This is a genomic window from Arthrobacter sp. 10N43 (genome assembly GCF_056394525.1).
In genome coordinates this window covers 54,013-80,036 of sequence record NZ_JBFTIA010000007.1, presented here as the reverse complement: position 1 = coordinate 80,036, position 26,024 = coordinate 54,013, and the positions used below count along the sequence as shown (strand labels likewise).

Annotated in this window: 23 protein-coding genes; 3 read left to right on the top strand and 20 right to left on the bottom strand. The window is 68.2% G+C overall.

Translation table 11 applies throughout. The annotated features are described in order from the left end of the window. Positions 1-54: 54 nt before the first annotated feature. The 4 genes from rplI to rpsF form a co-directional block, all read right to left on the bottom strand. Positions 55-507 carry a 50S ribosomal protein L9 gene (gene rplI / locus AC1DDO_RS15160; protein ID WP_018775331.1) on the bottom strand — a complete coding sequence of 151 codons (453 nt, stop codon included), beginning with the start codon at positions 505-507 and terminating at the stop codon, positions 55-57. A gap of 18 nt (positions 508-525) precedes the next feature. Then, entirely contained in the window at positions 526-765 is a 240-nt protein-coding gene (rpsR, locus tag AC1DDO_RS15155) for a 30S ribosomal protein S18 (protein WP_003800144.1), read from the bottom strand. Between the two features lie 125 nt (positions 766-890). Further along, positions 891-1,463, bottom strand: coding sequence for a single-stranded DNA-binding protein (locus AC1DDO_RS15150; RefSeq protein ID WP_390201359.1), 573 nt, complete (start codon positions 1,461-1,463; stop codon positions 891-893). 55 nt (positions 1,464-1,518) lie between these two features. After that, positions 1,519-1,824, bottom strand: coding sequence for a 30S ribosomal protein S6 (rpsF, locus tag AC1DDO_RS15145; protein ID WP_026266755.1), 306 nt, complete (start codon positions 1,822-1,824; stop codon positions 1,519-1,521). A gap of 258 nt (positions 1,825-2,082) precedes the next feature. Here rpsF and AC1DDO_RS15140 point away from each other — a divergent pair, with 258 nt between their 5' ends. Continuing rightward, a complete protein-coding gene (locus tag AC1DDO_RS15140; protein ID WP_476867869.1) occupies positions 2,083-2,766 on the top strand; it encodes a DUF1345 domain-containing protein in 684 nt (227 codons plus the stop codon). Between the two features lie 14 nt (positions 2,767-2,780). Here AC1DDO_RS15140 and AC1DDO_RS15135 read toward each other — a convergent pair whose 3' ends face one another. The 14 genes from AC1DDO_RS15135 to AC1DDO_RS15070 all read right to left on the bottom strand — a co-directional run bounded on the left by AC1DDO_RS15135 (position 2,781) and on the right by AC1DDO_RS15070 (position 20,828). Then, entirely contained in the window at positions 2,781-4,106 is a 1,326-nt protein-coding gene (locus AC1DDO_RS15135) for a M18 family aminopeptidase (protein WP_476972193.1), read from the bottom strand. A 152-nt stretch (positions 4,107-4,258) separates the two neighbouring features. Beyond that, positions 4,259-5,173: an intradiol ring-cleavage dioxygenase gene (locus AC1DDO_RS15130; protein WP_476867867.1), complete on the bottom strand. Its 915-nt coding sequence runs from the start codon at positions 5,171-5,173 to the stop codon at positions 4,259-4,261. A 224-nt stretch (positions 5,174-5,397) separates the two neighbouring features. Next, on the bottom strand, positions 5,398-6,843 hold the full coding sequence (locus AC1DDO_RS15125) for an amino acid permease (RefSeq protein ID WP_476867866.1): 1,446 nt from the start codon (positions 6,841-6,843) through the stop codon (positions 5,398-5,400). A gap of 285 nt (positions 6,844-7,128) precedes the next feature. Next, positions 7,129-7,920 (bottom strand): response regulator, encoded by a 792-nt coding sequence (locus AC1DDO_RS15120; RefSeq protein ID WP_476972192.1) that lies wholly within the window; start codon positions 7,918-7,920, stop codon positions 7,129-7,131. Then, positions 7,880-9,259, bottom strand: coding sequence for a sensor histidine kinase (locus AC1DDO_RS15115; RefSeq protein WP_476867864.1), 1,380 nt, complete (start codon positions 9,257-9,259; stop codon positions 7,880-7,882). Before AC1DDO_RS15115 ends, AC1DDO_RS15120 begins: the two co-directional genes overlap by 41 nt. Before the next feature lie 35 nt (positions 9,260-9,294). Beyond that, a complete protein-coding gene (locus AC1DDO_RS15110) occupies positions 9,295-10,179 on the bottom strand; it encodes an ABC transporter permease (protein WP_476867863.1) in 885 nt (294 codons plus the stop codon). A 3-nt stretch (positions 10,180-10,182) separates the two neighbouring features. Continuing rightward, complete coding sequence (locus AC1DDO_RS15105) at positions 10,183-11,124, bottom strand: ABC transporter ATP-binding protein (protein ID WP_476867862.1); 942 nt, start codon at positions 11,122-11,124, stop codon at positions 10,183-10,185. 206 nt (positions 11,125-11,330) lie between these two features. Further along, a complete protein-coding gene (locus AC1DDO_RS15100; protein WP_476867861.1) occupies positions 11,331-12,827 on the bottom strand; it encodes a phosphatase PAP2 family protein in 1,497 nt (498 codons plus the stop codon). A gap of 96 nt (positions 12,828-12,923) precedes the next feature. Continuing rightward, positions 12,924-14,111: an MFS transporter gene (locus tag AC1DDO_RS15095; protein ID WP_476867860.1), complete on the bottom strand. Its 1,188-nt coding sequence runs from the start codon at positions 14,109-14,111 to the stop codon at positions 12,924-12,926. Continuing rightward, entirely contained in the window at positions 14,108-14,881 is a 774-nt protein-coding gene (locus AC1DDO_RS15090) for a DeoR/GlpR family DNA-binding transcription regulator (protein ID WP_476972191.1), read from the bottom strand. The genes AC1DDO_RS15095 and AC1DDO_RS15090 overlap by 4 nt, the downstream gene beginning before the upstream one ends. 89 nt (positions 14,882-14,970) lie before the next feature. Then, on the bottom strand, positions 14,971-16,653 hold the full coding sequence (locus AC1DDO_RS15085) for an ABC-F family ATP-binding cassette domain-containing protein (RefSeq protein WP_476867858.1): 1,683 nt from the start codon (positions 16,651-16,653) through the stop codon (positions 14,971-14,973). Positions 16,654-16,735: 82 nt separating this feature from the next. Then, positions 16,736-18,769, bottom strand: a complete 2,034-nt coding sequence (locus AC1DDO_RS15080; protein ID WP_476867857.1) for a penicillin-binding transpeptidase domain-containing protein — start codon at positions 18,767-18,769, stop codon at positions 16,736-16,738. Between the two features lie 77 nt (positions 18,770-18,846). Then, positions 18,847-19,503 (bottom strand): response regulator, encoded by a 657-nt coding sequence (locus tag AC1DDO_RS15075; protein WP_476867856.1) that lies wholly within the window; start codon positions 19,501-19,503, stop codon positions 18,847-18,849. After that, positions 19,500-20,828: a sensor histidine kinase gene (locus tag AC1DDO_RS15070; RefSeq protein WP_476867905.1), complete on the bottom strand. Its 1,329-nt coding sequence runs from the start codon at positions 20,826-20,828 to the stop codon at positions 19,500-19,502. Before AC1DDO_RS15070 ends, AC1DDO_RS15075 begins: the two co-directional genes overlap by 4 nt. Before the next feature lie 262 nt (positions 20,829-21,090). Between AC1DDO_RS15070 and AC1DDO_RS15065 the strand changes: the two genes are divergently transcribed. Together AC1DDO_RS15065 and AC1DDO_RS15060 are read left to right on the top strand one after the other, a co-directional pair. Beyond that, positions 21,091-22,200: an FtsX-like permease family protein gene (locus AC1DDO_RS15065; RefSeq protein ID WP_476867855.1), complete on the top strand. Its 1,110-nt coding sequence runs from the start codon at positions 21,091-21,093 to the stop codon at positions 22,198-22,200. 72 nt (positions 22,201-22,272) lie between these two features. Beyond that, positions 22,273-22,998, top strand: a complete 726-nt coding sequence (locus AC1DDO_RS15060) for an ABC transporter ATP-binding protein (protein WP_476867854.1) — start codon at positions 22,273-22,275, stop codon at positions 22,996-22,998. Here AC1DDO_RS15060 and AC1DDO_RS15055 read toward each other — a convergent pair. Then, positions 22,995-24,443, bottom strand: coding sequence for a phytoene desaturase family protein (locus AC1DDO_RS15055; RefSeq protein ID WP_476867853.1), 1,449 nt, complete (start codon positions 24,441-24,443; stop codon positions 22,995-22,997). The two genes, AC1DDO_RS15060 and AC1DDO_RS15055, sit on opposite strands and share 4 nt — an antisense overlap. Next, complete coding sequence (locus AC1DDO_RS15050) at positions 24,440-25,921, bottom strand: glycosyltransferase family 87 protein (protein ID WP_476867852.1); 1,482 nt, start codon at positions 25,919-25,921, stop codon at positions 24,440-24,442. Before AC1DDO_RS15050 ends, AC1DDO_RS15055 begins: the two co-directional genes overlap by 4 nt. Between the last annotated feature and the right edge of the window lie 103 nt (positions 25,922-26,024).

Sequence of the window (26,024 nt, the reverse complement as noted above, 5' to 3'; positions counted from 1 at the left end):
GGGGCCTTCCAGCAGTTCAGGACTGCCTGGCCGGTGAGGCCGGGAGTCGAAAGACTACTTGCCTGCGACGACGTCGAGTTCGATCACAGCGGAAACGTCGTCGTGCAGACGGACGTTTGCCTGGTAGGAACCGGTCGACTTGATGTGTGCCGGCAGTTCAACCTTGCGCTTGTCGATGCGGCCCAGGCCAGCGGCCTCAACAGCGTCGGCCACGTCGCCCTGCTTGACGGTGCCGAACAGGCGTCCGGTTGCGCCAGCCTTGACGACCAGCTTGACCGGCTTGGCGGAGAGTGCAGCAGCCTGCTTCTGAGCGTCTTCCAGGGAAGCGTGCTCGCGGGCAACGCGGGCAGCCTTGATGGACTCAACCTGCTTCTCGCCACCCTTGGACCAGGTCAGGGCGAAGTTGCGGGGCAGCAGGTAGTTACGTGCGTAACCGTCCTTGACCTCGACAACGTCGCCAGCAGCACCGAGACCGGTTACTTCGTGGGTCAGAATGAGCTTTGCCATTTTAGTTAATCCCTTCCCTTAACCGCGGCCAGCGCCGGAGTAGGGCAGCAGAGCAACTTCGCGGGCGTTCTTGATTGCCTGGGCGATCTTGCGCTGTTCCTGCACCGTGACGCCAGTGACGCGACGGGCGCGGATCTTTCCGCGGTCGGAGATGAACTTGCGCAGCAATGCTACGTCCTTGTAGTCGATGACAGTGATGTCAGCGGCCTTCAAGGGGTTGGACTTTGGTTTGGGCTTACGGAGTTCAGCCTTAGCCATCGTGGAGCTCCTATTCGATGGAGCCCGTGGATATTGATCCACGGGATGGTGGTGATCCGGCGCGGTCTGCACCCGGGCGCCTTGCGGCGTCCCGGCGGTTTTCGTTGCCGGACCTTAGATGTTGTTTAGAAGGGAGGTTCGGAATCCGGGCCGTTGCCCCAGCCGCCGCCCGCATTGCTGACCCCGGGCGTGGCCCACGGGTCTTCCTGCGCGGCGGGCTGGTTGCCGCCCCATTGTCCGCCGGTGTTGCCGCCCTGGTTTGCACCCTGGCCGCCACCGAAGCCACCGCTGTTGCCGCCGCCGAAGCCACCCTGTCCACCCTGACCGCCGGAGCGCTGGGTGCGGTTGACCTTGGCATTGGCGTACCGCAGGCTCGGGCCGATCTCGTCGACCTCGAGCTCGATAACGGTGCGCTTCTCGCCTTCTTTTGTTTCGTAGGAACGGCTCTTCAGGCGGCCGGAGACGATCACGCGCATGCCCTTGGTCAGGGATTCGGCGACGTTTTCGGCTGCTTCGCGCCAGACCGACGCGCGGAGGAACAGGGTTTCCCCGTCCTTCCACTCATTGGACTGCCGGTCGAAGGTGCGGGGAGTAGAAGCGATGGTGAAATTCGCTACGGCCGAACCGGACGGTGTGAACCTGAGTTCGGGGTCATTGGTGAGGTTACCGACAACCGTGATAGTGGTTTCGCCTGCCATCTACTGCCTCCTTGTGCGTTCCTGCGGGGATAAAGATTGAAGGTTGAGCGCTGAATTACTCAGCAACAACTTTCTGCTCTTCGGGGCGGGTGATCTTGGTGCGCATGATGGTCTCGTTGAGACTCAGCTGGCGGTCAAGTTCCTTGGCGGTAGCCGGCTCAGCGGTGAAGTTCACCACGGCGTAGATACCTTCGGACTTCTTCTGGATTTCGTAAGCCAGGCGACGACGGCCCCAGATGTCAACCTTTTCGATGGTTCCACCATCGTTGGTGATGACGTTCAGGAACTTCTGAAGCGACGGCTCAACGGCACGCTCTTCGACCTCGGGGTCGATGATTACCATCAATTCGTAAGGACGCATATGTGAACCCACCTCCTTTGGGCTAAGCGGTTACGGCATTTCCGTAACAGGAGGTTCATTTGCGGTGCCATGCAATGCCCGGCCACCGGATCGGAGGCAGGGCGCAGCACAGACTTCAATAGCTTAGTGCATCCGCGCCGGTTTCGGCGATTCCGTGCCCCCACTGTACGACCCTGCGGCCGGGCCCGGAAGAGTACCGGAGGGGCATGTGGATAACCGTTGCGGCGGTTGCCGCCGTCGGCATGCCATGATCAGGGAATGAACACCGGATCCCCGCACCGACGTGCCGTGCGCACCAGGAAGAGCCGCCTGCGTTTCGCCGTCATGTTGCTGGCGGGGTTGCTTGCCGCGACCGCAGCCGGAGTGGCGGGGCACTGGGTGCAGGCTCCCACGATTGGCTGGTGCGGGGCTGCCCTGACCTACATCGTCTGGGTCTGGCTGGTCATCGGGGGCCTCGATCCGGCGGATACACGGCTGCACGCCACAGCGGAGGATCCATCCCGGAGCACCACGGACCTGCTCATTCTGGGGGCAAATGTGGCCAGCCTGGGCGCGGCAGCGGCGGTCATCGTGGATTCCCACAACAACACCGACTTCGTGTCCCGGATCGGGGGCGGCCTGCTCGCGGTGGTCTCGGTGGCACTGTCCTGGACGCTCGTCCAAACGCTCTTCACACTGCGCTATGCCGAGCTGTACTACGGCACCGGACGGAAAGCAGGCTCCGCGGTGGGCGGCATCGACTTCAACCAGACCCGGCCGCCGCAGTACACCGACTTCGCGTACCTGGCCACAAGCCTTGGCATGACGTACCAGGTTTCAGACACCGCCCTCCAGAACCATGGCATCCGGGCAGAGGCGCTCAAGCACAGCCTGCTGTCCTACCTCTTTGGGACAATCATCCTGGCTACCACCATCAACCTCGTGGTCGGGGTCGCCGCGTAGTCCGTACCGGGACCTTACGCCGCCGTCCGGAAAAACGTCCGCGTCACCGTGGCCAGCCGGTGCGGGTCCTGGACGCCGCAAAGCTCGCGCGCCGAGTGCATCGAGAGCAGGGGAACACCGACGTCGACCGTCCGGATTCCCAGCCGGGTGGCGGTCAGCGGGCCGATCGTCGAGCCGCACGGCATCACGTTGTTGGAGACGAATTCCTGGTACGGAATCCCGGCGTCGGTGCACAGCCGCGCCCAGAGGGCGGCCCCGGTGGCGTCGGTCGCGTAGCGCTGGTTGGCATTGATCTTCAGCAGCGGCCCGCCGTTGAGGACGGGCCGGTTGGCCGGATCGTGCCGTTCCGGATAGTTCGGGTGCACGGCATGGCCCGCATCCGCCGAGACGCAGAACGACGCCGCGAAGGCCTGCCGACGCTGGCTGGCCGAGGCCCCGAGCCCGTCGGAGATCCGCACCAGGACGTCCTCGAGGATGGGTCCGCACGCGCCGGAACGGGATGCTGAGCCGATTTCTTCGTGGTCAAAGGCGGCCAGAACGGCGATGGGTGCACCGTCCGGCAGCGGCGTGCCGGCGTGGGCGATCAGCGCCGTGAGCCCGGCGTGCGTCGCGGAGAGGTTGTCGAGCCGGCCGGAGGCGAAGAATTCGCCCCGCGCGCCGAACACCGCCGGGGCCTGGGTGTCCGCGATGACGACGTCGTACCCGCCGATCTGGTCCGGATCCACGGTGGCACCGGCGACCCGGTCTGCGAGGAGCCCGAGGAGGTCCTCGCCGGCGGGATCGCCCAGGCCATAGACCGGATTCATGTGCTGCTGCTTGTCCAGGGCCAGGCCCTCGTTCACGGCCCGGTCCAGGTGGATGGCGAGCTGCGGGAAGCGCAGCAGCGGGCGCGTGGCCGTCAGGTGCTGCGTGCCGTCACGCATGACCAGGCGGCCGGCGAGCTGGAGTTCGCGGTCCAGCCAGGAGTTCAGGAGCGGTCCGCCATAGACCTCGACGCCGGCCTGCAGCCAGCCGAACTTGCCCGTGGTGGCCTTCGGCTTGAGTTTGAAGGACGGCGAATCCGTGTGCGCGCCCAGGATGTTGAAGCCGGTGGTCGGTCCGGCACCGGCGGGCACCACCCAGGCGATGAGGGCGCCGTCGCGGATCACGTAGAACTTGCCGGCCGTGGCGGCTCCGGCGGCTCCGGGTTCCGGCCACGCGTGCAGTTCGTCCAGGCCCGTAAAGTCCGCAGCATCCAGCCGGCGCGCGGCTTCGTGGACGGCGTGGAAGCTCGACGGCGACGCGCTGACATACGCGCCGAGGTCCTGGATGTGCTCTGCTGCGGTGCTCGGTGTTGGCATGGCTCCGAGTCTAGTCCGGCACACCCGGCCCCTGGGTGTGCCGGACACGCCGCTCTGACCGAGCCGAGACCAGGCCGTCGGGCCGGATCCGAGGAGCCGAGACCGTGCCGCCTGGCCGGATGCTCCGCTGTGGCTCGGATCCGCCGCTGTGTCTAGACGGTGACGTTGAGACCGGCGGTGTAGCCCGCGGTTACCGAGCCGCTCATGGCGGCCAGCTGGTAGATGCCGCCGTCGTCGCCGAAGACGTTGTCGGATTTCAGCGTGGTGCGGGGGAAGTTCTGGGCACTGGTTTCGTAGCCGGTCGACGCGTAGACCTCTTTGCAGGCCGCCTCGGTCAGCGCGATCTGGGACACGGCCAGGACCTGGCCGGCCGCCGTCGCATTGCTCATGGACTCGAAGACTTCAAAGTGGATGTGTGGCCAGCGGCCGCTGTAGGCCCCGGGGTAGATGGTTTTGAATGTGACCTGCCCGTTGGCGTCGGCCTCCTGGACGCCGCGGAGGTAGTTCTCGTTCTGGAGCCCGGAATCGTACATGGAGTATTTGCCGTCGCGGTCGCAGTGCCAGGCGTAGACGGCGGCTCCGGCCAGCGGGGTGCAGCCGTTGGCGTTGTCGAGCAGGGTCAGTGTGACCGTCAGCGGCACGCCCTCGGCGGTGCTGGTGGCGGTGCCGAAGCTGGAAGTGATGTCCTGGCGGACCACCCCGGAGGCCTCCAGGACATTGGGGCCGTTGGAACCGTCGCCGGGGTAGGGGCCGGCGGTTTCCTGAGGGATTTCTGCGCCGCATTCGGCGATCGCACGGGTCAGCGTCGGCGTGGCCGAAGACGAGGCCGACGGCGTTGCTGCCGCGGCCGACGTCGCCGGAGTTGTGGCCGCCGAAGCCGCGGCGGACGAGGCCGACGTCGAACTGCCGCTGGTGCCGGCCGGGCTGCAGGCTGCCAGGGCGGCTGCGGTTCCCGCGCCGAGGAACATGCCCAGCGAGCGGCGGCTCATGAGCGTGGAAAGATCGAACTCCAGGCCGCGGTCGTGGTTGGGATGCGGCTGGTGCGGGGGCTGGGGCGTTTTTGTCATGGTCCCATGGAACCCGGCGGCACTATGGGCTGGCTAGCCCTTTCCTGTGAAGCGGCTGTGGCCTTGCTGGACATGCCCCTTTGCCAGCGCAGCGACCGGACATGTCCCTGGTGCGCCGGACATGCGCTCCCCACGCTCCCAGGAATGGACATGATGGCATTATGTCCAGCCTTGGTTTCCGAGCGAGGGCATGTCCGGTGGTGCTGGGGGGTGACGTGGGGGGCTTACGACACCGGGCGGGCACCCACCGTGGCGTCCTCAGCGTCAACCACCTGGGCTTCGGCACCAGTGGCGTCACCGGCTGCGGAAACGGCGGCCTGGGCGCCGTTCCTGCGGTATCGGAAGACTCCGATTCCCACCACGACGCCGGCGAGGGCGAGCGAGAGCAGCAGCGATTCGCGGGTGGATTCCAGGATCACCATGCCGATCAGGAGGGCGACGATGCTGACGATGGACACCCAGGTCAGGTAGGGGAAGAGCCACATTTTCAGCTGGAGGTCCTTGGCGGCGGCGCCCATGCGGCGGCGCAGGATCAGCTGGGAGGAGGCGATCACGAGCCAGACGAACAGCGCGATGGCGCCGGAGGTGTTGACCAGGAACAGGAAGACGGTGTCCGGGGCGATGTAGTTCAGGCCCACGGTGATGAAGCCGACCACCGTGGAGGCCAGCACTGCAGCTGCAGGCACTCCGCGCTTGGAAATCCGCATCCATGACTTGGGGGCGTCGCCGCGGCGGGAGAGCGAGAAGAGCATGCGGCTGGCGGTGTAGAGGCCCGAGTTCAGGCAGGAGAGCACCGAGGTCAGGACCACGACGTCCATGATGGTTCCGGCGCCGGGGATGCCGAACAGCTCGATGACCGCAACGTAGGGGCTCTTGGCGACGGACGCGGAGTTCCAGGGCAGCAGGGTGACCACAATGGCGATGGAGCCGATGTAGAAGACGAGGATGCGCCAGACGGTGGACTTCACGGCCTTCTTGACGGCGTCAACCGGGTTCTCGGATTCGCCGGCGGCGATGGTGGCGATTTCTGCCCCGAAGAAGGAGAACACGACCACGAGGATGCCGGCCAGGACGGCGCCCGGGCCGTTGGGCATGAACCCGCCGTTGCCGATCAGGTTGTCCAGTCCGGGGGCCGGAACACCGGGGATGAAGCCGAGGATCGCGGCGACACCGAAGAGCAGGAAGAGCACGATTGCCGCGACCTTGATGGAAGCGAACCAGAACTCGAACTCGCCGTAGGACTTCACGGACCCGAGGTTGGTCAGCGTCAGCAGCACCATCAGGGCAAGCGCCCACACCCACTGGTCGATGCCCGGAACCCAGCGGTGCATGATGGCCGCCCCGGCCGTGGCCTCGATGCCAAGGACGATGATCCAGAACCAGGCGTAGAGCCAGCCGATGCTGAACCCTGCCCAGCGGCCCAGCGCCTTGTCCGCGTACGTGGAAAAGGAGCCGGTTTCCGGGTTGGCCGCAGCCATCTCGCCCAACATCCGCATGACGAGGATGACGACGAGACCCGCCGCGGCGTAGGCAACCAGGATGCCCGGTCCGGCCTGCTGGATCGCCGCACCCGAACCGACAAACAGTCCGGCGCCGATCACGCCGGCGATGGCGATCATGGACAGGTGCCTGGGTTTCAGGGATTTTGAGAGCTGTTGGTCAGCGGGCATGGAAGCGCCGTCCTTCGTGGGGGGTTCAGGCCCGCTCGTTGCCGGCACGGAATCGAACCATGCTGTGCGGCGGACCACAGTGTCGTTTCACACTAGACCGCCCGGCGCACGCTCCGTCTTGTGCAATCCCACAAATGACGACGGGCAGGACCGGGCCATTCCCCAACAAAAGAGCCTCCAAGGCAACCAAAGTTGCCCCATTGGCAATTCGGCAATGTGCCTGAAACCACTGCTTCAGGCACTACCCGCCGGTAACCGTTCGGCACCGCCGGCAGGCAGCCCCCGTCAGTAGTCGGCGTTGCTCGGCACGACGAGGCCGGTCTCGTACGCGTAGACGACGGCCTGGACGCGGTCCCGGAGGTGGAGCTTGGTCAGGATCCGGCGCACGTGGGTCTTGACTGTGGCCTCGGACAGGAAGTACCTGTGCGCGATTTCGGCGTTGGAGAGCCCCTCCGCCAGCGTTCCGAGCATCTCGTTTTCGCGGGGCGTCAGGTCTTCCAGCAAGGGATCCCGCGCGGGGCGTGCCGGGCTGCCGGCCGGCTGGCCGCCGTCGTCCGCCCCATCACGCTGACCGCCGGTGCGCTGACCGCCGCGGTCCGCCCAGGAAGGGCCGGTACCCGCGGAAGGATCCACCGCCCCGGCACCGCGGACGTAGGTCTCCAGCAGCCGCTGCGTAACGCGGGGCGCCACAACGGCGTCGCCGCTGGCCACAACCCGCACCGCGCTGATCAGTTCCGCCGGCGCCACGTCCTTGAGCAGGAAGGCCGAGGCCCCCGCCCGCAGCCCGGCAAAGGCGTATTCATCAAGGTCAAAGGTGGTCAGGATGATGATCTTGGCGTCGGAGCCCGAGTCCGCGATGGCCCGGGTGGCCTCGATCCCGTCCAGGACGGGCATCCGCACATCCATCAGGACGACGTCGGGCGCGAGCTCCCGGGCGTGCCGGACCGCTTCGGCGCCGTTGGATGCCTCGCCCACGATGCACAAATCATCTTCACCCTCCAGGATGAGGCGGAACCCCATCCGGAGCAGCGGCTGGTCATCCACCAGCAGAACGCGTACCGGTCCTTTGTCGACCATTGTCCCCCCTTGTTTCGGTTGCATTGTCCCCGGTGCAGTTCAGTTCCGCACGCACCCGCCAGCCGCGGTCGCCGGTGCGTCCGGCGTGCACGGTGCCTGCGTAGATCCTGGCTCGCTCCCGCATCCCGTCGATTCCGTGCCCGGTGCCGAGCGAATCCAGGGAGTCGGCCTTGCCTTGCGGGCCGGCGCCGTGACCGCCGGGGTCAACTGTGCCCCGGCCGTCGTCGACCACTTCGATGACCACGCTGGAACCGTCGCGGGCAATGCTGACATCCACCCGGCTGAGCGCACGGCCGTAGCGCAGCACGTTGGTCAGCGATTCCTGCACGATCCTGTAGACGGTCAGCTGGAACGCCGCATCACCGGGCAGCGACGGGCCGGTGTGCGTGTAGTGCAGCGGAAGTCCCGCGGTGCGGAAACCCTCGAGCAGCGTGGCCAGTCCGTCTCCGGCCACCAGCGGCTCGCGCGGGGCGTTTCCCGCGGCCGAATCCTCGCGGAGCACGCCCAGGACGCGCCGCATGTCGGCCAGAGCCGTGCGTCCGGTCCGGGAGAGTTCCTCGAGGACGCCGGCGGCGCGTGCGGGATCCTTCTTGAGGACGACGGCGGCGCCGTCGGACAGGCTGATCATGACCGTCAGGGAGTGGGCCACGACGTCGTGCATTTCACGGGCGATCCGGTTCCGTTCGGTGACTGAGCCCAGCTGCTGGGCCCGGGCGGCCCATGCGGCAATCTCCTGCTCATGCTCGCGGCGCTGCCGGACCGAAATTCCGATCCCCGTGGCAATCACGTTGGAAAGCGTAATGCCGATGCCGGCGGCGATGCTGGTGATCAGCTGGAAATTCTCCGGCGTGCGGACCGCCATGTCCGGGAGCCGCCCATCCAGCGGGCCCACGGCCAGCAGGAAGTATACGAGGACCAGCGGGGCGGTGGTCAGGGCCAGGGCCGTCAGGGCGAACCGCCGCGAGCGGACCACGGCGACGGCGTACAGCGAAAACCAGAGCCCGGCGGAGACGTTGGATCCCCAGGGGTGCAGGAACGTGACGGCCAGCTCCAGTACCCCCACGGCCGCCGCCACCTGTACGGGATAGGCCCGCCGGAAGAGCAGGACGGGTGCGGCCGCCGCAAGAAGCACGGCCACCGGCCAGTCGCCGTGGGTGACCGACTCGACCGCGGTGGGCGTGACCAGGAGCAGGTAGCAGAGCACCACCAGGACATCCATGACCCGCGGGTTGGCCAGCAGGTAGCGCCGGAGGCGGCCGCGGCGGCGGGCGGTGAGTTCGGCAAGGAACGCGTCAGCCGAACCGGCTGACGCGTCCCTTACAGGCACAGCATCGATCATGCTCCGAGCCTAGGCGCTGGGCGCGTGGCGCCGGCCTAGACGTCCCGCTTCTTGAGCATGAATCCTGCCAGGAGCAGCGGGATGACCACCCAGGCGCCCAGCACCAGGCCGGCCTGCCAGGCCTCCAGGGTGTCCGGGAGATGTTCGGCGGCGGTCATGGGTGCCAGCGTGTTGTCCGGGATGAACTTGCGCAGTTCCTTGACGAAGTCGCCCTGGATAATCTGCAGTGCGATCGGAAGCACAAAGAAGATGCCCACCAGGCTCATGATGCCGCCGGCGGAGTTCCTGATCAGGGCGCCGAGGGCCATGCCGATCGCTGCGACGGCGGCAACATAAACACTGTTGATCAGCAGGGTCCGGTAGTACTGCCCGCTGGAGACGTCCAGCGTGTGGCCGTACTGGTCGAAGATCGGCACCGCCACGAGGCCGGCGAGGTAGAGCGAAACGGCAGTGACCAGGAACGCCGAGACCACGACGACGAGGAGTTTGGCGACGAAGGCCGGGATTCGTTTCGGGACGGCGGTAAATGTGGACCGCGCCATTCCCGTGGTGAATTCGGAGCTGATGATCAGCACGGCCAGGGAACCAAGAATCAGTTGCGCGAACGAGATCCCCGCGCTGGGTGCCGATGCCGCGATGTCGCCCTGGGCGGCCAATGCCGCGGAACGTTGCGGATTCGAGCCGGAGGCCTGCAGCGCCTGGCCGATTCCCCAGGCCGCGAGGGCGCCGATTCCAACAATGACGACGATTGTGGAGCCGAGCAGGATCAGCGTGGAGAGCAGGGTGCGGAACTTGATGAATTCGGAGTTGAGGACCCTCAGGAAGCTGGGGCCGGGGCCGGAACTGGTGCCGTTTCCGGAGCGCTTCGCGGACGTGTCGGCGCCGCGGGGGGACGTGGATTCAACGGTTGTGGAGCTCATGGCTTAGTTGCCTCCGGCTTCGACGGGAACGGCGCCCGTGGTGATCAGCGAGTGGTATTCGACCTCATCCTTGGTCAGCTCCATGTAGGCCTCCTCGAGGCTGGCCTGCAGCGGGGTGAGTTCGTAGATCATGACGTGGTTATCCAGGGCTGCGGTGGCGATCTGCCGCGGGTCCAGGCCCGTGACTTCGAGGAGCTCCCGTTCCTGGACCTCCACCGAGACGCCGGCGCCGGCGAGCAGCTGCATGAGCCGGTCCGGCTGGTCGGTGCGGACCCGCGCGCGGCTCTGGCCCTTCCCGGTGATGATCTCCTGGATCGGGGCGTCCGCGATGATCTTCCCGCGGCCGATCACGATCAGGTGGTCCGCCGTGACGGCCATTTCGCTCATGAGGTGGCTGGAGAGGAAGACCGTGCGCCCCTCAGAGGCAAGATACTTCGCCAGATTGCGGACCCACACCACGCCCTCGGGGTCAAGACCGTTGACGGGCTCGTCCAGGATGACGGTCTGCGGGTCGCCCAGGAGGGCGGCGGCGATGCCCAGGCGCTGGCCCATGCCGAGCGAGAAGCCCCGGACCTTCTTCCGGGCCACCTCGGCGAGCCCGGTCATCTCAATGACGTCGTGGACCCGCTTTTTGGGGATGCTGTGCGTCGCGGCCATGGCGAGCAGGTGGTTGTAGGCGGAGCGGCTCGTGTGGACGGCCTTGGCGTCCAGCAGCGCGCCGACGTCGCGCAGCGGCGCAGCGTGGTCGGCCAGGGGCGCACCGTTGACGGTCACCGAGCCCGACGTCGGCCGGTCCAGTCCCATGATCATGCGCATGGTGGTGGATTTTCCGGCCCCGTTCGGCCCCAGGAAGCCGGTAACCCGGCCGGCTTCGACGGTGAAGTTGACACCGGCGACGGCGGTCTTGTCGCCGTAAACCTTGGTCAGGCCTCGTGCTTCGATCATGGAAGCGTTCCTTTGCGTAGCGGGAGATATGTCCGGGTCACCGCGATCACGGGCCCGTCTGCACCCCACGCTACCGACACCGCCGGCGGTTTTCGCCGGTCTCAGGGATGATTCAGGGGCGAATCAGGGTAGTCCGGGAGGATGACGCCCCGGGCCCCCGACGTTCGACCGGAGGCCTGGCGGGCCTGTCCGGGGCCCGCCCGGGCTCAGTCGAGGGGCGAGTAATAGGTCAGCGCGCCGCCCCGGACGGTGATCTCCACGCTCCGCACCCCCGGCACCACCTCGCCGTCGACGGCGAGGACCATGGGCCCGTTCCCGGGTTCCACGGTGATCCGGTCGGTCTCGCTGAGGTGGGTGATGCCGGACGTGGCCACGGTGCCGGTGAGCACGGCCCAGAGCAGCCGCAGCCGGGCGAACGGCTCATCGGCGGTGATCATCCGCAGGTCCAGGACCCCGTCGTCGAGCACGGGGCGCACGAGCGGCGCGTGGTCGCGGGGGTAGTAGCGGCCGCGGCCGATGTAGAGGATCCACAGCCGGTGCCGCACCCCGTTGACGACCAGGGTCGTGGGGGTGCCGGCGGCGAAGGTCCGGAACATCGCCACGATTCCGGCCAGGGGTTTTCCAAGTGCCGGCTGGAGCTGCTCCCGCCGGCGGACCAGGTTCGGGTAGAGGCCGATGCTGGCCGTGTTGAGCATGATCATTTCGAGGTGCTCCGGGCTGTCGGGGAGCCCGCGCTCGACCCTCACGTGGCCGACGTCGGCCACTGCCGCCTGGCCGTTCGAGGCCGCCTGCACCGCCGCCATCATGGTGGGCGTCCCGGCGTCGCGGGCGAAGTGGTTCAGCGTCCCGCCGGGGAGCACGAGCAGCGGAAGGGAATGTTCGACGGCGGCGGCTGCCGCGGCGCCCACGGTTCCGTCGCCGCCCCAGACGCCCAGGGCCTCGATCCCCGGCCGGGCCGCAATTCCTGCGATGCCGGCCTCAACGGACTCGTCATGCCCGATTTCCTTTATATACGCCTTGGGGAATGTTTTCTGCAGGGTGGCAACGGTCTCGTCAGCATAGGACCCGCCGAGGGTATTGATCGCGATGCAAAGTCCCTGGCCGTCCGGGAGTTCCGCGGCACGGACTGTACTGCGGTGGGTTTCCGGGAAGGGTGGCCGGACGGGCCACCATTTCCGCGTCACCATGGCCGCCCCGGCGCCGATCGCCGAACCAAAGAGCACATCCGAGGGCCAGTGGGCCCCGGTGTGGACCCGTGAGTAGGCCACGCCGGCCGCGACGGGGGCCAGCGCCGCCCCCAGCGCCGGGCGGACCAGGCCGACTCCCAGGGCGAAGGCCACCGCGGAGGCGGAATGGCCCGAGGGCATCGATGAACTCGTCGGCTGCGGGTTGACGAAGCGGAACACCGGAAGGTGTTCGGGCAGGGGACGGGTCCGGGGCAGGAGGGTCTTGAACGCCAGGTTTGTCACGGCCGATGCCACGCCCTGCGCAAGGACTCCGTGCAGGGCTGCCCGCCGCGTCTTCCCGGGCACAAGCGCCATCACTCCGGCAACGCCGAACCAGAGTTTGCCATTGTTGGCAGCTGCGGACAGGCGGCGGAAGAACTCATCGTGGCCACCGGCGGGCAGATTGGAGACGGCGCGCACCAGTTTGCGGTCGAACGTCGACAAGCGGCCTGGAGCCTTCTTCAGCATGGTTCGCATCTGACCACCATACTGCCGGACACTGCGTGCCAGAGTTGGAAACACACGAAGGCAGCGGGGAGCCTAGCGAGGCCGCAGCGGGCGTAGCGGGGCTTGCTACCTCGAGGGCAGCGGCTTCGCGGCACCGGCGAGCAGCAGGGCCACGAGGATCGGGATTCCGATCGCCAGCAGGGCCGTCCTGATACCGGTCAGATCTCCCAGATAGCCCAACAGGGGCGGCCCGGCGAGGAAGGCGATGTAGCCCAGCGTGGACACGACGGACACCCGCGCTGCCGCCTTCCTGGGGTCATCCGCCGCGGCGGACATGCCGATCGGAAACGCCAGCGCGGCGCCCACGCCCCAGAGCACGGCACCGGCCGCGGCCAGCCAGATGGTTCCCGCGAAGACGAAGAGGCAGAGGCCCGCGGTTGCCGCGGCCATGCTGGCGCGCAGCACGGCCACACGGCCGTAGGCGTCGATCGCGCGGCCGCCGAAGAAGCGCATGGCGGTCATGGCCAGCACAAAGGCGGCGAACAGCAGCGCCCCGGTGGACTGTTCGGCGCCCAGGCCGTCAACGGCGGCTTTGGCAATCCAGTCGTTGCCGGCGCCTTCAGTCAGGGTGGCTCCCAGAACGACGACGCCGATCAGCAGCGTGCGGCCGTCCCGCCAGGCCGAGGCGCCCTTGCCGGCCTCCAGGTCCCCTGCGGTGGGGGCTTCTGCGGCCACATGCGGCAGGAAGTACCGCGGGGCCACTGTGGTCAGCACGGCAACGACGGCGGCGATGACCAGCAGGTGTGCCGGGAGGCCGACGCCCAGAGTGGACAGGCCGGCGCCGATCAGGGCGCCCACGAACGCGCCGCCGCTGAAAGCCGCGTGGAACTGCGGCATGATGGTGCGCCCGAGCTGGTGTTCGACGTCGGCACCTTCAATGTTCTGCGAAACATCCCACAACCCGACGCCGATTCCGAAGAAGAAGAGGGCGATCGCCGTCCCCGGGACGGAAGCGGCCATCAGGGAAAATGCCACGGCGACGCCGGCCGCCGCGGCCACAAGTCCGGCGCTCCGGACGGCGTTCGCGGTGCCGATCCGGCCGACGACGAACCCGGCCGTGGGCAGCGCGATCAGCGAGCCGACCGCCAGGCACAGCAGCAGCGTTCCCATTTGCCCGGCGGTGATGTTCAGGATCTCCGTCACCGCGGGGATCCGGGCGGCCCAGCTGGCGAAGACCAGGCCGTTGATGCCGAAGACTAGGAAGGTGGCCCCTGCGGCAGCCTTCAGCTGCGGGACGGTTGCGGTACTGGTCATACGATCACTGCTTCCACCGAGTGTTGTGCGAGTTGGTCACGTTCTTCAGGACTGAGCTGGCGGTCGGTCACGATGGTGTCCACGGCGTCCAGGGGCGCCACGAGGGCGACGGCGCTGGCGTTCCATTTGGATCCGGCACAGGCGATGATCACCCGGGCTGCGGATTCCAGGCCTGCGCGCTTCACGGCAGCGTCGTCGAGGTCGTGGGCCAGCAGCCCGTCCTTGAGGTTCAGGGCGCAGGGCGTCACGACGGCGGCGTCGAAGCGCAGGGAGCGGATGTTGGATTCCGTCATCGGCCCGCGGAAGGACAGCTCGCCGGGGATGAGGCTTCCGCCGGGCATCAGGATGTCCGGGCGCCGGCCGGCAGTCGCATCGTCGGGGGACAGTGCTGTGACCGCCCGCAGTGACATCGGCATGATCGTCATCTCGCGCTGGCGCAACTGCCGGGCGATTTCCGTGGCCGTGGTGCCGCTGTCCAGCCAGACGTGCCCGCGGTCCTGGAGCAGGGCGACCACTCCGGCGGCGATCCGCACTTTGGCGGCGTGGTCCTCCAGCTCGCGTTGGCCGTACTCGGGGTTTTCGCCGCCGAAAACCAGGCTCTTGGCGCCGCCGTGGACCCTTCGCAGCACGCCGTGCTGGGCCAGGACGTCGAGGTCGCGCCGGATGGTGGCGCCGGAGGCGCCGCAGGCGGCCATCAGTTCGTCCACTGTGACCTGCTCCCGGCTGCGAAGCAGTCCACCGATCAGGCGGTGCCGCTCATCAGTATTCATGATCAAATGCTAATGCTTTTTGATCATTTAATCATCTGTTGCGCGGGACGCGGAAGCAACGCTGTGCGGACCCGTCGTCGTCCTTTGGGTCAGCGGGCGCGCTCGACGCGCTTTTCGTCCCAGACGGGTTCAGCGGATTCATAGACCCTGCCGTCGGAGCCGAAGACCAGGAAGCGGTCGAAGGTGCGGGCAAACCAGCGGTCGTGGGTGACCGCCAGGACTGTGCCCTCGAAGTGGTCGATGGCCCGTTCCAGGGCTTCGGCCGAGTGCAGGTCCAGGTTGTCCGTGGGCTCGTCGAGCAGCAGCAGGGTGGCGCCGGAGAGCTGCAGCAGCAGGATCTGGAACCGGGCCTGCTGGCCGCCGGAAAGGGACTCGTACTTCTGCTCCGACTGCCCCGCGAGCCCATAGCCGTCCAGCGCCCCGGCGGCGGCTTCGCGGCCCAGCCCGGAGCGGTGCTCGTCGCCGCGGTGCAGGATTTCGAGCAGGGTCTTGCCCAGCAGGTCGGGCCGGACGTGGGTCTGGGCGAAGAAACCGGGCCGGATCCGGGCGCCGAGTTTCACGGTGCCCTCGTGCGGGACCTCGGCGATCTCGACGTCGGACACCGGCAGGTGCTCCCGCTCCGGGTCGGTGCCGCCGGTGGCGAGCAGGCGCAGGAAGTGGCTCTTGCCGGAGCCGTTGGACCCCAGTACGCCGACCCGGTCACCGAACCAGACCTCGGTGGAGAACGGCTTCATCAGACCCGTCAGTTCCAGCTTCTCCGCCACAATGGCGCGCTTGGCGGTGCGCCCGCCCTTGAGCCGCATCTGCACATTCTGCTCAATCGGCAGGGCCTCGGGCGGTCCGGCCTCCAGGAACTTCGCGAGCCGGGTCTGCGCGGCGTGGTACCGGTTGGCCATGTCGGAGCGGAACGCTGCCTTGTTTTTGTACATGTTGACGAGTTCCTTGAGCTTCACGTGCTCCTCGTCCCAGCGTTTGCGCAGCTCTTCGAAACGCGCGTTCCGGTCCGCGCGGGCGTCCACGTAGGAGCCGAAGCCGCCGCCGTGGATCCAGGCGCCCGCACCGTTGATGCCCGGCTCCAGGGTGACGATGCGGCCTGCGGCGTTGTTGAGCAGTTCGCGGTCGTGGCTGATGAAAAACACGGTCTTCTTCGACTCGTTCAGCTTGGCCTCGAGCCAGCGCTTGCCCGGGACGTCGAGGTAGTTGTCCGGCTCGTCCAGGAGCAGCAGCTCGTCGGGGCCGGCGAAGAGGGCTTCGAGGACCAGCCTCTTCTGCTCGCCGCCGGACAGGCTCGACGCCGGGCGGTGCTGCGCGCGGTCGAACGGCAGGCCCAGCGCGGCCATGCACACCTCGTCCCAGACGGTCTCGACGTCGTACCCACCGGCGTCGCCCCAGTCCACGATCGCCTGGGCGTAGGCCATCTGGGTAGGCTCATCGTCGTGCTCCAGCATGGCGAGTTCCGCCTCGTCGACGGCACGCGCGGCGGCGGCCAGCGCCGGCGGGGCCGCGGAAACCAGCAGGTCCCGGACCGTGGAGTCGTCACGGACCTGGCCCACGAACTGGCGCATGATCCCCATGTTGCCGGACCGGCCGATCACGCCTTCGTCCGCGACCAGGTCGCCGGAAATGATCCGGAACAGTGTCGTCTTGCCCGTTCCGTTAGGCCCGATCAGCGCCGTCTTGGTGCCGTCCGGGACCTTGAAGGTCACGCCGTTGAGCAGCTGGGTGCCGTCGGAGAGGAAGTAATCGATGTTCGAAACGTCAATATGAGCCACGCGTTCAATCTTCCCACGGTCTTCCCGCGGCCTTGCCTCGGCCATCCCGTAGACCGGCGGCACGGGCAGCTTCCGGGGGGCGTCAGCCGGCCTTGGTCAGGAACTCCTTGAGCAGCGGGCCCGAGGTGGTGGCCCCAAGGCCGCCGTCCTCAACGAAGACGGCGACGGCGAGGTCGCCGTGCACGGCCACGATCCAGGCGTGGGTCTTGGGCGGGCTGTCGTTGCCGAACTCGGCCGTGCCGGTCTTCGCGCCGACGGGCTCACCCGGGACGGACGCCAGGAACCCGGCGTGCCCGCTGGTCACGACGGCACGCATCATGTCGGCCAGCGAGGCGGCCTCCGCTGCCGTGACCGGCGTTTCGGCGGCAGCGGCCGGTGCGGGGGCCGGCGTCGTCGCCGTGTCAGCCGTCGCGTCACCGGACGCCGGGGCTGCCGGCGATGAGCCGGTTGAGCCATTGCCGGCTGTGGGGGAGCTCTCGGCGGCCGGGGAAGTGACGCCCTCGTTCGGATTCAACACCAGCTGGGCTGCCACCGGGGCTCCCTTAGCCACGGAGCCGGCCATGATGGCGGCGGCCAGCGGGGACAGGAGCACCTTGCCCTGGCCGATCATGGAGGCGGCGTGTTCGGTGCCTTCGGCGTCCCCGGGGACGGAGCCGAGGAACGCGGTGGCTCCGAGCGCGGGCGCTTCGACTGCCACGCCCAGCGAGGTCGCGGCCGATTCGAGCTGCGCCTGACTGACGGTGTCGCGGGCATTGATGAAGGCGGTGTTGCAGGAGTGCGCAAAGGCATCGCGCAGCGTCACGGAGCCCAGGGAGGACGCGGGGTATCCCTCGGCGTTCTTGAAGGTGCGGCCGTCCACGGTGAGGGTGGACGGGCAGTCCACCTTGGAGTCGGGGGTCATTCCGTTGCGGAACATGGCCAGGGAATCGACCATCTTGAAGATCGAACCGGGGGCGTACTGGCCCAGCATCGCGGTGTCGTAGCCGTTGCTGCCCGGCCCGGAGGCGGCCGCCAGGACGGCGCCGCTGGAGGGCCGGAGCGCCACGATGGCCGACGCCGGGCCGACCTTGGCGAGGACGTCCTCCGCGAGCTGCTGCAGCTTCGGGTCCAGGGTGGTTTTCAGCGGGGTTCCTACTTTTGTCTCAGTCTGGAACTGCACGCGGCGTCCTTCATTGGGCAAAGTCTGCTTTTCTTCGGCTGTGAGGCCTGCCTTCTCGGCGAAGACCTGAATGCCGTCGCTGCCGCGAAGCTGCGCGTCGTATTGCTGTTGGAGCCCGCCGGTGCCCGTGGTGTCCCCCGCCTTGAGTGCCCCATTGGATTTTTCAATCTGTTCGGCATTCGCCTCGGCTGCAGTACCCAGCAGGGCGCGGGCGAAGGTGCGGGTAGGTGCCAGCGGGAGGAAATCCCGGACGGCGCGGGCGCCGGGAATCTCGCCGATCTGGCCGTCGGTGATGGTCCGTCCATCCTCACGCAGAGTGATGGCGGCAACGAACGCCTCGGGGCCGGACGCCTGGACCTGTTGGGCGTACGCCGCGGGGTCGACTCCAACCAGTTGGGCAAGCTTGGTGGCGGAGTCAGCGGGGTCCGCCCCGCCGAGTGTGGGCTTGTCGATGCCAACGTTGACCACCTGCCGGTACGTGACCAGCGGAACGCCACCGGCGCCCAGGATGTCGGCCCGCGCTGGCGTATGGGTCGCCGAGTAGACGATCTCGCCGTCGGCCAGCTCGGGGACCAGGGTGGCCGGGTTCCATACCGTCAGCCACTTGTCGCCGGACTTCTTGAACTCGGCGGAGGTGGTGTACTTCCACTCCCCGGAGCCGATCTTCCAGCTGTAGTTGAGCGGTACCGTGGCCTTACCGGACTCCAGCGTCAGTTGGCCGCTTTCCACGGCAGGCTTGACCGGGTCCATTCCCTTGAAGATTTCCTTCAGCTGGTCGTTGGCGGCACCCGACTCCTTCCCCTCAAAGGCGACGGATCCGACGTCGAGCGCGGACACCGCGGAGGCAAGCTGCTTGGCGGCGCTTTCGGCGCCGGCACGGCCGTCGTCGCAGGCGACCAGCGAGGCGCCAAGGACAAGGCCCACGAGGGCCAGTGCAAGTTTTGGTGAGTTCCCCATGGCGACATTATGCCCCGGACCACTGACTATCCCGTTGTCACATAACGCCGTCACGTGACGCAAGGACCTGCAACAGGCTAGGGCCGCCGGATGATCCTGCGCTGTGCGGCCACGGCGATTGCGGCGGTGCGGTTGTCCACGCCGAGCTTGGTGTAGATGTGTACCAGGTGGGTCTTGACCGTGGCCTCGGAGATGAAGAGCTGCTTCGCGATTGCCCGGTTTCCCAGGCCGGTGGCCAACAGTTCCAGCAACTGGATCTCGCGGGCGGAGAGGGCCGGCTCCGGATTCCTGATACGGCCCATCAGCCGGGCCGCGACCTCCGGTGCCAGCGCCGTTCCGCCGGCCGCGGCCGAGAGCACCGCCTGGCGGATCTGTTCGGGCGGGGCGTCCTTGAGCATGTAGCCGCTGGCGCCGGCCTCGATAGCGGCGAGGATGTCGGCGTCGGAGTCGAAGGTGGTGAGGATCAGCACCGGCGGCGCAGGCTGGCCGGCCTCTCCCGCTTTGATCCGCCCTGTAGCTGTGACCCCGTCCATGCCGGCGCCCATCTGCAGATCCATGAGCACCACGTCCGCAGGTTCGCCCAGGGTATGGAGCTTCGCCAGCCCGGCCAGGGCGGCGGCGCCGTCGGCGGCCTCGGCCACCACGGTGATGCCCTGCAGATCGCCCAGCATGGCCCGCAGCCCGGCGCGGACCACCGGGTGGTCGTCCACCAGGAATACCCGGATGCTGTTCATGGCAGCTCCTTGCCGGCTTGGGCCACGGCGGCGTTGGAGTCCGCTTGGTTGCCCAGCGGCAGCCGGATGGCCACCACAGTGCCCTCGCCCGGTGCGGATTCGATGTCCAGCTGGCCGTTGAGGGCGGCCACCCGTTCGCGCAGCGACCTCAGGCCGTAGCCGGAGCCGTCCGGGCGGGCGGCCACGGCCGCCGGGTCGAACCCGCCGCCGTCGTCGTAGATGTCCATGGCCACTTCCGGGCCCAGGAAGGACAGGGTGACGACGGCGACGCTCGCCTGCGCATGAATCCGGACGTTGGCCAGGCTCGCCTGGGCGGCCCGAAGCAGGGTGCTCTGGTGGGCCGCAGGGAGTTCGGCCGGCGGGCCTTCGACATCAAGGCGGCAGCGCAGTCCGGCACCGCGCGCGTCAGCTTCCGCTTCGGTCTTCTCGCACAGCCGGTGGAGGCTGGCCACGAGGGAACCGTCCTCGAGGTCGGGGGACTGGAGGGCCCGGACGAAGTTGCGGGCTTCTGCAAGATTGGCGGCCGCCGTGTCCTGGACAATGCGGAGCCTTTCCCGAGCCATGGCGGAATCGCCGTCGTCCAGGGCCTTTTCGGCCGCGCGGCCCATCAGCACAATGCTGGACAGGCCCTGGGCGAGGGTGTCATGGATTTCGCGGGCCAGCCGGGTGCGCTCGGCCAGTGTGCCGGCGTTGTGCTGGGTCCGGGCGAGTTCGGCACGGGTCCGGCGGAGTTCAACGGCTGCCAGCCGCTGGTTTTCCGCCTCCAGGAACAGCGCCCGGTAGGCGAGTCCTGTGACCACGGCGAAGGCCGCGCCGAACACAGGGCCCAGCACCATGGGCAGCTCCGGTCCCGGGCTGGCCTGTCCTGCACCGGCCTGTCCCGAGGGTGCGGTGCCGCCGCCGTGGAACCAGAGGGCCGCGATGACCAGCCCGGTGCTCAGGGCGATCGCCGGCAGCGCCAGCCGCCGCCGGAGCACGTGCAGCTGCAGGAAGAACAGCGGGAAGGCGAGCCAGACGAAGTCGGCACTGGCCCAGACCAGCAGCAGCCAGAGCAGGCTGACGCCGCCCAGCCACCAGCCCGAGTAGGGCCTCGGATCGAACCGTGCAGGGTCCGAGGAGTGCCGCTTCTCCAGGACGGTGCCAACTAGGTAGACGGCGGCCAGGAGCGGTGCCAGCAACAGGGCGATCCAGCCGGGGCCGTGGACGCCGCCGGTGAGGAACCGGACGAGCGCCACGAGAAGCAGCACCGCGAAGCCGACATGCAGGCTCACGCGCAGGACACGCAGAATGACGGCCGCCCCGGTGGGCTCCGCGCCCGCGTGCATCGCGCCGTCCTGACCTGTGCCGCCGGGAATTGTGCCGTCGTTGACCGGGTTTCCGGCGTCGCCCTCCATGCTTCCAGCCTAGTGCCGGGCAGGACAGCACTTGCGCGGAAAGCGGTACCTCGCCGGTGGAATCAACCGATTGGTTGACCGCCCGGTGGTCCTCCCGGCGGCGGCGGTCCAGCCGGTCGGACGATGCCTCTAAAGCTGGCGCGCGGAAGGCTTGAACCTAGGCCACCAACGTCACTGACAAAGAAGGACAACCATGTATCTCGCCATCCGCGACATCCGCTTCGCCAAGGGGCGGTTTGCCCTCATGGGCGCGGTCGTCGCCCTCATCACGCTCCTGCTCGTCATGCTCTCCGGGCTCACCGCCGGCCTCGGCAACCAGTCGACGTCGGCCCTCGCCGCCCTCCCGGCCGACCAGCTGGTCTTTGGCGCGCCGGCCGGAAGTGAGCCCAAGGCCTCCTTCACGGAGTCCGAAGTATCGCGCGCCCAGCAGGCGCAGTGGGCGGCACGCGACGGTGTCGCCCGGGCCGATGCGCTGGGGATCAGCCAAAGCCGGTTCCAGGCCCTGGGCGCCGGTGGCGTACCGGCACGCACGGCAAGCGTGGCGGTCTTCGGCGCCGAGCCCGGCACCGGGCTGGCTCCCGCCCCACTGTCCGAGGGAACTGTCACTGTCGGAGCGGGCCTCGCGGCGGACTTGGACCTCAGCATTGGCAGCCGAGCCTCGGTTGGCGGTTCGGACCTGATTGTGACGGCCATCGTCCCGGACCAGTGGTACTCGCACACCGGCGTCGTGTGGACCACTCTGGCCGACTGGCAGAAGCTCTCACACATCCCAGACGGCGGCGCTGCGACGGTGCTGGCCGTGAAGTTTGGCGCCGGTAAAACAGACGCCGGGACCGGGGTTGATATCGCCGCCGCCAACTCGGCCGCGGGAACCGTCAGCACCACCGTCGAGGGATCCTTCCAGGCCCTCGGCTCCTACAAGAGCGAGAACGGCTCGCTGCTGCTCATGCAGGCGTTCCTGTACGGCATCTCGGCCCTCGTCATAGTCGCCTTCCTGACGGTCTGGACGGTCCAGCGCACCCGCGACATCGCCGTCCTCAAGGCCCTGGGCGGATCGGCCCGCTACATCCTCCGGGATGCCATGGCGCAGGCGGCCCTGGTCCTGCTGGCCGGCGCCGCGGCGGGCGGCCTGGCCGGCGTGGCGGGTGGGACCCTCGCCTCCCGGGCCGCACCGTTCCTTCTTACCCCCTGGACAACGCTGCTACCCATCGCCGGCATTGTGCTCCTGGGCCTGGCAGGCGCGGCCCTGGCGGTCCGCAGCGTTGCGCGCGTCGATCCGCTCATCGCCCTCGGCGGCAACTGATCTGCCGGCTCCCCGGCTCCCTGCATTCCCTGCATTCCCTGCATTCCCTGCATTCCCTGAAAGGCATATCTCGTGAAATCTACACCGCACCAGCCCGCCCTAAACCTTGTCAACGTCACGCTGGAGTACCCGGACGGCGACGGGACCCTCAAAGCCCTGGACGACGTGAACCTCAAGGTCCAGGCGGGGGAGTTCGTATCCCTGATTGGCCCCTCGGGGTCCGGAAAGTCCTCCCTGCTGGCTGTCGCCGCCACTCTCGTCCGGCCCTCCTCCGGTCTGGTGATGATTGACGGACAGGACGCGGGCGGGCTGCCCGACGCCGGCCGTACCGCACTGCGCCGGGACAAGATCGGCATCATTTTCCAGCAGCCTAACCTCCTGCCGTCCCTCACCGCCGTGGAACAGCTGGTAATCACCCAGCGGTTGCGCGGCGGGGCCGTCAGGGCCGCGGCGGAACGCGCCGCGGCCCTGCTGGACCTCGTGGGCCTCGGCCAGGCGCTGGCCAAGCGGCCGCACCAGCTCTCCGGCGGGCAGCGCCAGCGCGTCAACATTGCCCGGGCGCTCATGGCGAACCCTGCCGTGCTGCTCGTGGATGAGCCGACGGCGGCCCTTGACCACGACCGCAGTGAGGCGATCGTCCGGCTGCTCCGGCAGATCACGGACGAGTTCGGCGCGGCAACCGTCATGGTCACGCACGACACCGATTTTGTCCCGTTCACCGATGCCGTGGCGGGCATGCGCGACGGCCGGCTCTCGGCCACGGCGACGCCTGCGTCGGCAGTCCCGCGGCTGGGCTAGGCGGCGCCGATCCCAAGATCCGGGACGGCAAGCCCGAACATGTCCCTGAGGGCATATTTTGCCGCGTGGAAGCCGGGCATCCCGGTGACGCCGGGACCCGGCGGGGTGGAGGACGAGCACAGGTACACGCCGGACAGCGGCGTCCGCCACGGAACAGGACTCAGCACGGGCCGCCGCAGCATGCCCCAAAGGTCCATGCGCCCGGCGCCAAAGTCCCCGCCGACGTAGTTCTCGCTGTAGGCCGCCAGCCCTGCGGCTGTGGTCACCTTGAACTCGACCACGAGGTCCCGGAACCCGGGTGCGAAGCGTTCCAGCTGGGCGATGACCGCCTCGCCCATGTCCACAGTGGAGCCCGCCGGAACATGGCAATACGTCCAGAGGATGTGCCGGCCGGCCGGAGCGCGGCCGGGATCAAAGCGTGAGGGCTGGGAAACGAGCACGTACGGCCGGTCCGGATGCCGTCCCGCGGCGACCAGGCGCTCCGCTTCGGCGGTCTCGGCCCGGGTGCCGCCCACATGCACGGTCCCGGCATCGCCGAGGCCCTCCGCCGCCCACGGAACCGGTCCGGACAAGATGAAATCTACCTTGCACGCCGCGTTGCCGAAGCGGAAGGACTCCAACACGCGCCGGTAGCGTGCCGGGAGCCGCGCCCCCGCAAGGTGGAGCAGGGCCGGAGGCGCCACGTCCAGCAGGGTGGCCCGCACCGGCGGCAGCTCCGCGAGGGACGTGATCCGCCGGCCGGTCTCGATCACCCCGCCATGGGCCTCGATGTCGGCGGTCAACGCCCGGGCAATCGCGGCCGATCCGCCGCGAGGAATGGGCCAGCCGCCGGCGTGCCCCAGGGCGCCCAGCATCAGGCCGGCACCGGCCGCGGTGACCGAGGGCAGCGGCGCCACGGCATGCGCGGCGACACCGCTCAGCAGCGCGGGAGCCAGGTCCTGGCTGAACCTCGCGTTCCACAGCGGCGAGCCCTGTTCAAGCGTCCGGAGGCCAAAGGCGGCGGCAGCCGCCGGGTTCCCCGGAATCCGCAGCAGCTGGTTCAGGGTGAGGTCCGCGACGCCCTCCACCCGGCGGACGAGAGGCGCCATGAGCCGGCGGTAGGCGGCGCCATCGTGCCCGAGTTCTGCAGCAGTGCGGTCCAGGGACCGGTATGCCAGGGCCGCGCGGCCGCCGTCGAGCGGGGATCCGTAGGAGACATCCGGCACTTCAAGGGACACGCGCCGGGACAGCTCGAACTGGCGGAAGAAGGGCGAGACCAAAGCCATGGGGTGCACGGCCGAACAGACGTCGTGGAAGTGCCCCGGTTCCATCAGTTCCGTGGTGCGCAGTCCGCCGCCTGCGATGGCAGCCGCCTCGAACACGTGGACTTTGAGCCCGGCCCGCGCCATGGTCACCGCCGCGGCCAGCGCGTTGGGGCCGGAACCGACGACGGCGACCTCGGTCATGCCCGGCGGTCCTCCGCCACGGCAGCCTTCCGCCACGGACCAAGGGACGCCGCCGGTCGGCGGAGATCAATCCGCAGCCAGTCCGGGGCGCCGTCGAAGGGCCCGCCGTGCGGATCGTCCACGCGGTTGCGGCGGATCACGTCGTAGGAAGGATCCCAGATGTCCCAGGCGACGCGCGCCATCAGGTAGGCGGTGGCGAGCATGTGGGCCACCACTGCCAGGACGTAGTAGGGCATATCGATGTTGTGCTGGGTGGAGCCGCCGCTGGTCGCTTGCCCGAGGTACATCCAGATGGCGCCCCAGTGCAGTGCCTCGATGGTCTGCCAGATGAGGAAGTCGCGCCAGCGCGGCCGGGCGAGGGCGATCAGGGGGATCAGCCACAGCACAAACTGTGGCGAGTACACCTTGTTGGTCAGGATGAAGGCGGCCACGATCAGGAATGCCAGCTGCGCTATCCTCGGCCGCCGGGGTGCGGTCAGCGCGAGGACACCAATCAGGATGCAGGCCAGGAGGAACAGGTCCAGTGCAAGGGAGTTGATGGCCTCGGCCTCAAGCGGGTTCCAGCCCAGCCTCTCGGCCACCAGGTTGTAGGCGAACCAGGGTGAGCTGTACCCCGCGGGCCGCTCCTGGGTGAACTGGTAGAAGTACTTCCAGCCGTCCGGATTCGTCGCGGCCACCGGGACGTTGACCGCCAGCCAGGCCGCGGTGGCCGCTCCGGCAGTGACCAGCAGTGCGCGGATGCGCCCGCTCCGGAGCGCCAGCAGCAGGACGGCACCGAGGATCAGCAGCGGGTAGAGCTTGGTGGCCGTGCCCAGGCCGATGCAGATCCCGGCCAGGACAAGCTTGTTGCGCGAAAAGAAGTACATGCCAAGTGCCAGCAGGCACACGGCCCACATGTCCCAGTTGATCACGCCCGCCAGGACAATACCGGGGGCGAGGGCAACCATGGCCGCATCCCAGGTCCGCCGCCGGTACGTCCGTGCCGTGGCCAGCACGGTGACAATCCAGACGGCGGCGATCAGGGTGGCGTTCACATCGAAGTACCCCAGGACGCGGGAATCCCCGGTGCCGGCTCCGGGGACCAGGAGTGCCGTGGCGCCCGCGATGAACCCCATCAGCACGGGGTATTCAAAGAGGGTTCCCTGGGTAATGAAGGGGAAGGCGCCATCGCCGAGGCCACGGTTGCGGAACAGCTCCGGAAAGTCCGAGTAGCACGTGGCGTAGAACTGGCCGGGGGTTTCCCAGCCGTTGGTGCGGCAGAAGTTCTTGAGGAGAATCCCGGCCAGGGCGGCGAGGACTGTGAGGATCACGAGGACGCGCTCCACCGTGAAGAACCCTGGCGAGACGATCCCTGGCGCCGAACGCTGGCCCAGGGGCCCGCCAATCAGTTCCGTGAAGTTTCGGAGAAAGGGGTCGCTGCGGCTCGGGATGACCAATCGAACCCGTTTGCGGTCCGCCTGCGGCTTTGTCTCCTGCATGACCTTGAGCTTACCGGGGGCCATTGCCCCGTGCTTAACAACGCGTGCTTAACAACCAGTGCTTAAACGCATGCTTACCACCCTCGCGTTTGACGGCGATGGG

What these genes read in the sequence shown, in the direction of transcription:
- rplI (WP_018775331.1), bottom strand. Translation starts at nt 507, where the DNA reads ATGGCAAAGCTCATTCTGACCCACGAAGTAACCGGTCTCGGTGCTGCT.
- rpsR (WP_003800144.1), bottom strand. Translation starts at nt 765, where the DNA reads ATGGCTAAGGCTGAACTCCGTAAGCCCAAACCAAAGTCCAACCCCTTG.
- AC1DDO_RS15150 (WP_390201359.1), bottom strand. Translation starts at nt 1,463, where the DNA reads ATGGCAGGCGAAACCACTATCACGGTTGTCGGTAACCTCACCAATGAC.
- rpsF (WP_026266755.1), bottom strand. Translation starts at nt 1,824, where the DNA reads ATGCGTCCTTACGAATTGATGGTAATCATCGACCCCGAGGTCGAAGAG.
- AC1DDO_RS15140 (WP_476867869.1), top strand. Translation starts at nt 2,083, where the DNA reads ATGAACACCGGATCCCCGCACCGACGTGCCGTGCGCACCAGGAAGAGC.
- AC1DDO_RS15135 (WP_476972193.1), bottom strand. Translation starts at nt 4,106, where the DNA reads ATGCCAACACCGAGCACCGCAGCAGAGCACATCCAGGACCTCGGCGCG.
- AC1DDO_RS15130 (WP_476867867.1), bottom strand. Translation starts at nt 5,173, where the DNA reads ATGACAAAAACGCCCCAGCCCCCGCACCAGCCGCATCCCAACCACGAC.
- AC1DDO_RS15125 (WP_476867866.1), bottom strand. Translation starts at nt 6,843, where the DNA reads ATGCCCGCTGACCAACAGCTCTCAAAATCCCTGAAACCCAGGCACCTG.
- AC1DDO_RS15120 (WP_476972192.1), bottom strand. Translation starts at nt 7,920, where the DNA reads ATGGTCGACAAAGGACCGGTACGCGTTCTGCTGGTGGATGACCAGCCG.
- AC1DDO_RS15115 (WP_476867864.1), bottom strand. Translation starts at nt 9,259, where the DNA reads ATGATCGATGCTGTGCCTGTAAGGGACGCGTCAGCCGGTTCGGCTGAC.
- AC1DDO_RS15110 (WP_476867863.1), bottom strand. Translation starts at nt 10,179, where the DNA reads ATGAGCTCCACAACCGTTGAATCCACGTCCCCCCGCGGCGCCGACACG.
- AC1DDO_RS15105 (WP_476867862.1), bottom strand. Translation starts at nt 11,124, where the DNA reads ATGATCGAAGCACGAGGCCTGACCAAGGTTTACGGCGACAAGACCGCC.
- AC1DDO_RS15100 (WP_476867861.1), bottom strand. Translation starts at nt 12,827, where the DNA reads ATGCGAACCATGCTGAAGAAGGCTCCAGGCCGCTTGTCGACGTTCGAC.
- AC1DDO_RS15095 (WP_476867860.1), bottom strand. Translation starts at nt 14,111, where the DNA reads ATGACCAGTACCGCAACCGTCCCGCAGCTGAAGGCTGCCGCAGGGGCC.
- AC1DDO_RS15090 (WP_476972191.1), bottom strand. Translation starts at nt 14,881, where the DNA reads ATGAATACTGATGAGCGGCACCGCCTGATCGGTGGACTGCTTCGCAGC.
- AC1DDO_RS15080 (WP_476867857.1), bottom strand. Translation starts at nt 18,769, where the DNA reads ATGGGGAACTCACCAAAACTTGCACTGGCCCTCGTGGGCCTTGTCCTT.
- AC1DDO_RS15075 (WP_476867856.1), bottom strand. Translation starts at nt 19,503, where the DNA reads ATGAACAGCATCCGGGTATTCCTGGTGGACGACCACCCGGTGGTCCGC.
- AC1DDO_RS15070 (WP_476867905.1), bottom strand. Translation starts at nt 20,828, where the DNA reads ATGCACGCGGGCGCGGAGCCCACCGGGGCGGCCGTCATTCTGCGTGTC.
- AC1DDO_RS15065 (WP_476867855.1), top strand. Translation starts at nt 21,091, where the DNA reads ATGTATCTCGCCATCCGCGACATCCGCTTCGCCAAGGGGCGGTTTGCC.
- AC1DDO_RS15055 (WP_476867853.1), bottom strand. Translation starts at nt 24,443, where the DNA reads ATGACCGAGGTCGCCGTCGTCGGTTCCGGCCCCAACGCGCTGGCCGCG.
- AC1DDO_RS15050 (WP_476867852.1), bottom strand. Translation starts at nt 25,921, where the DNA reads ATGCAGGAGACAAAGCCGCAGGCGGACCGCAAACGGGTTCGATTGGTC.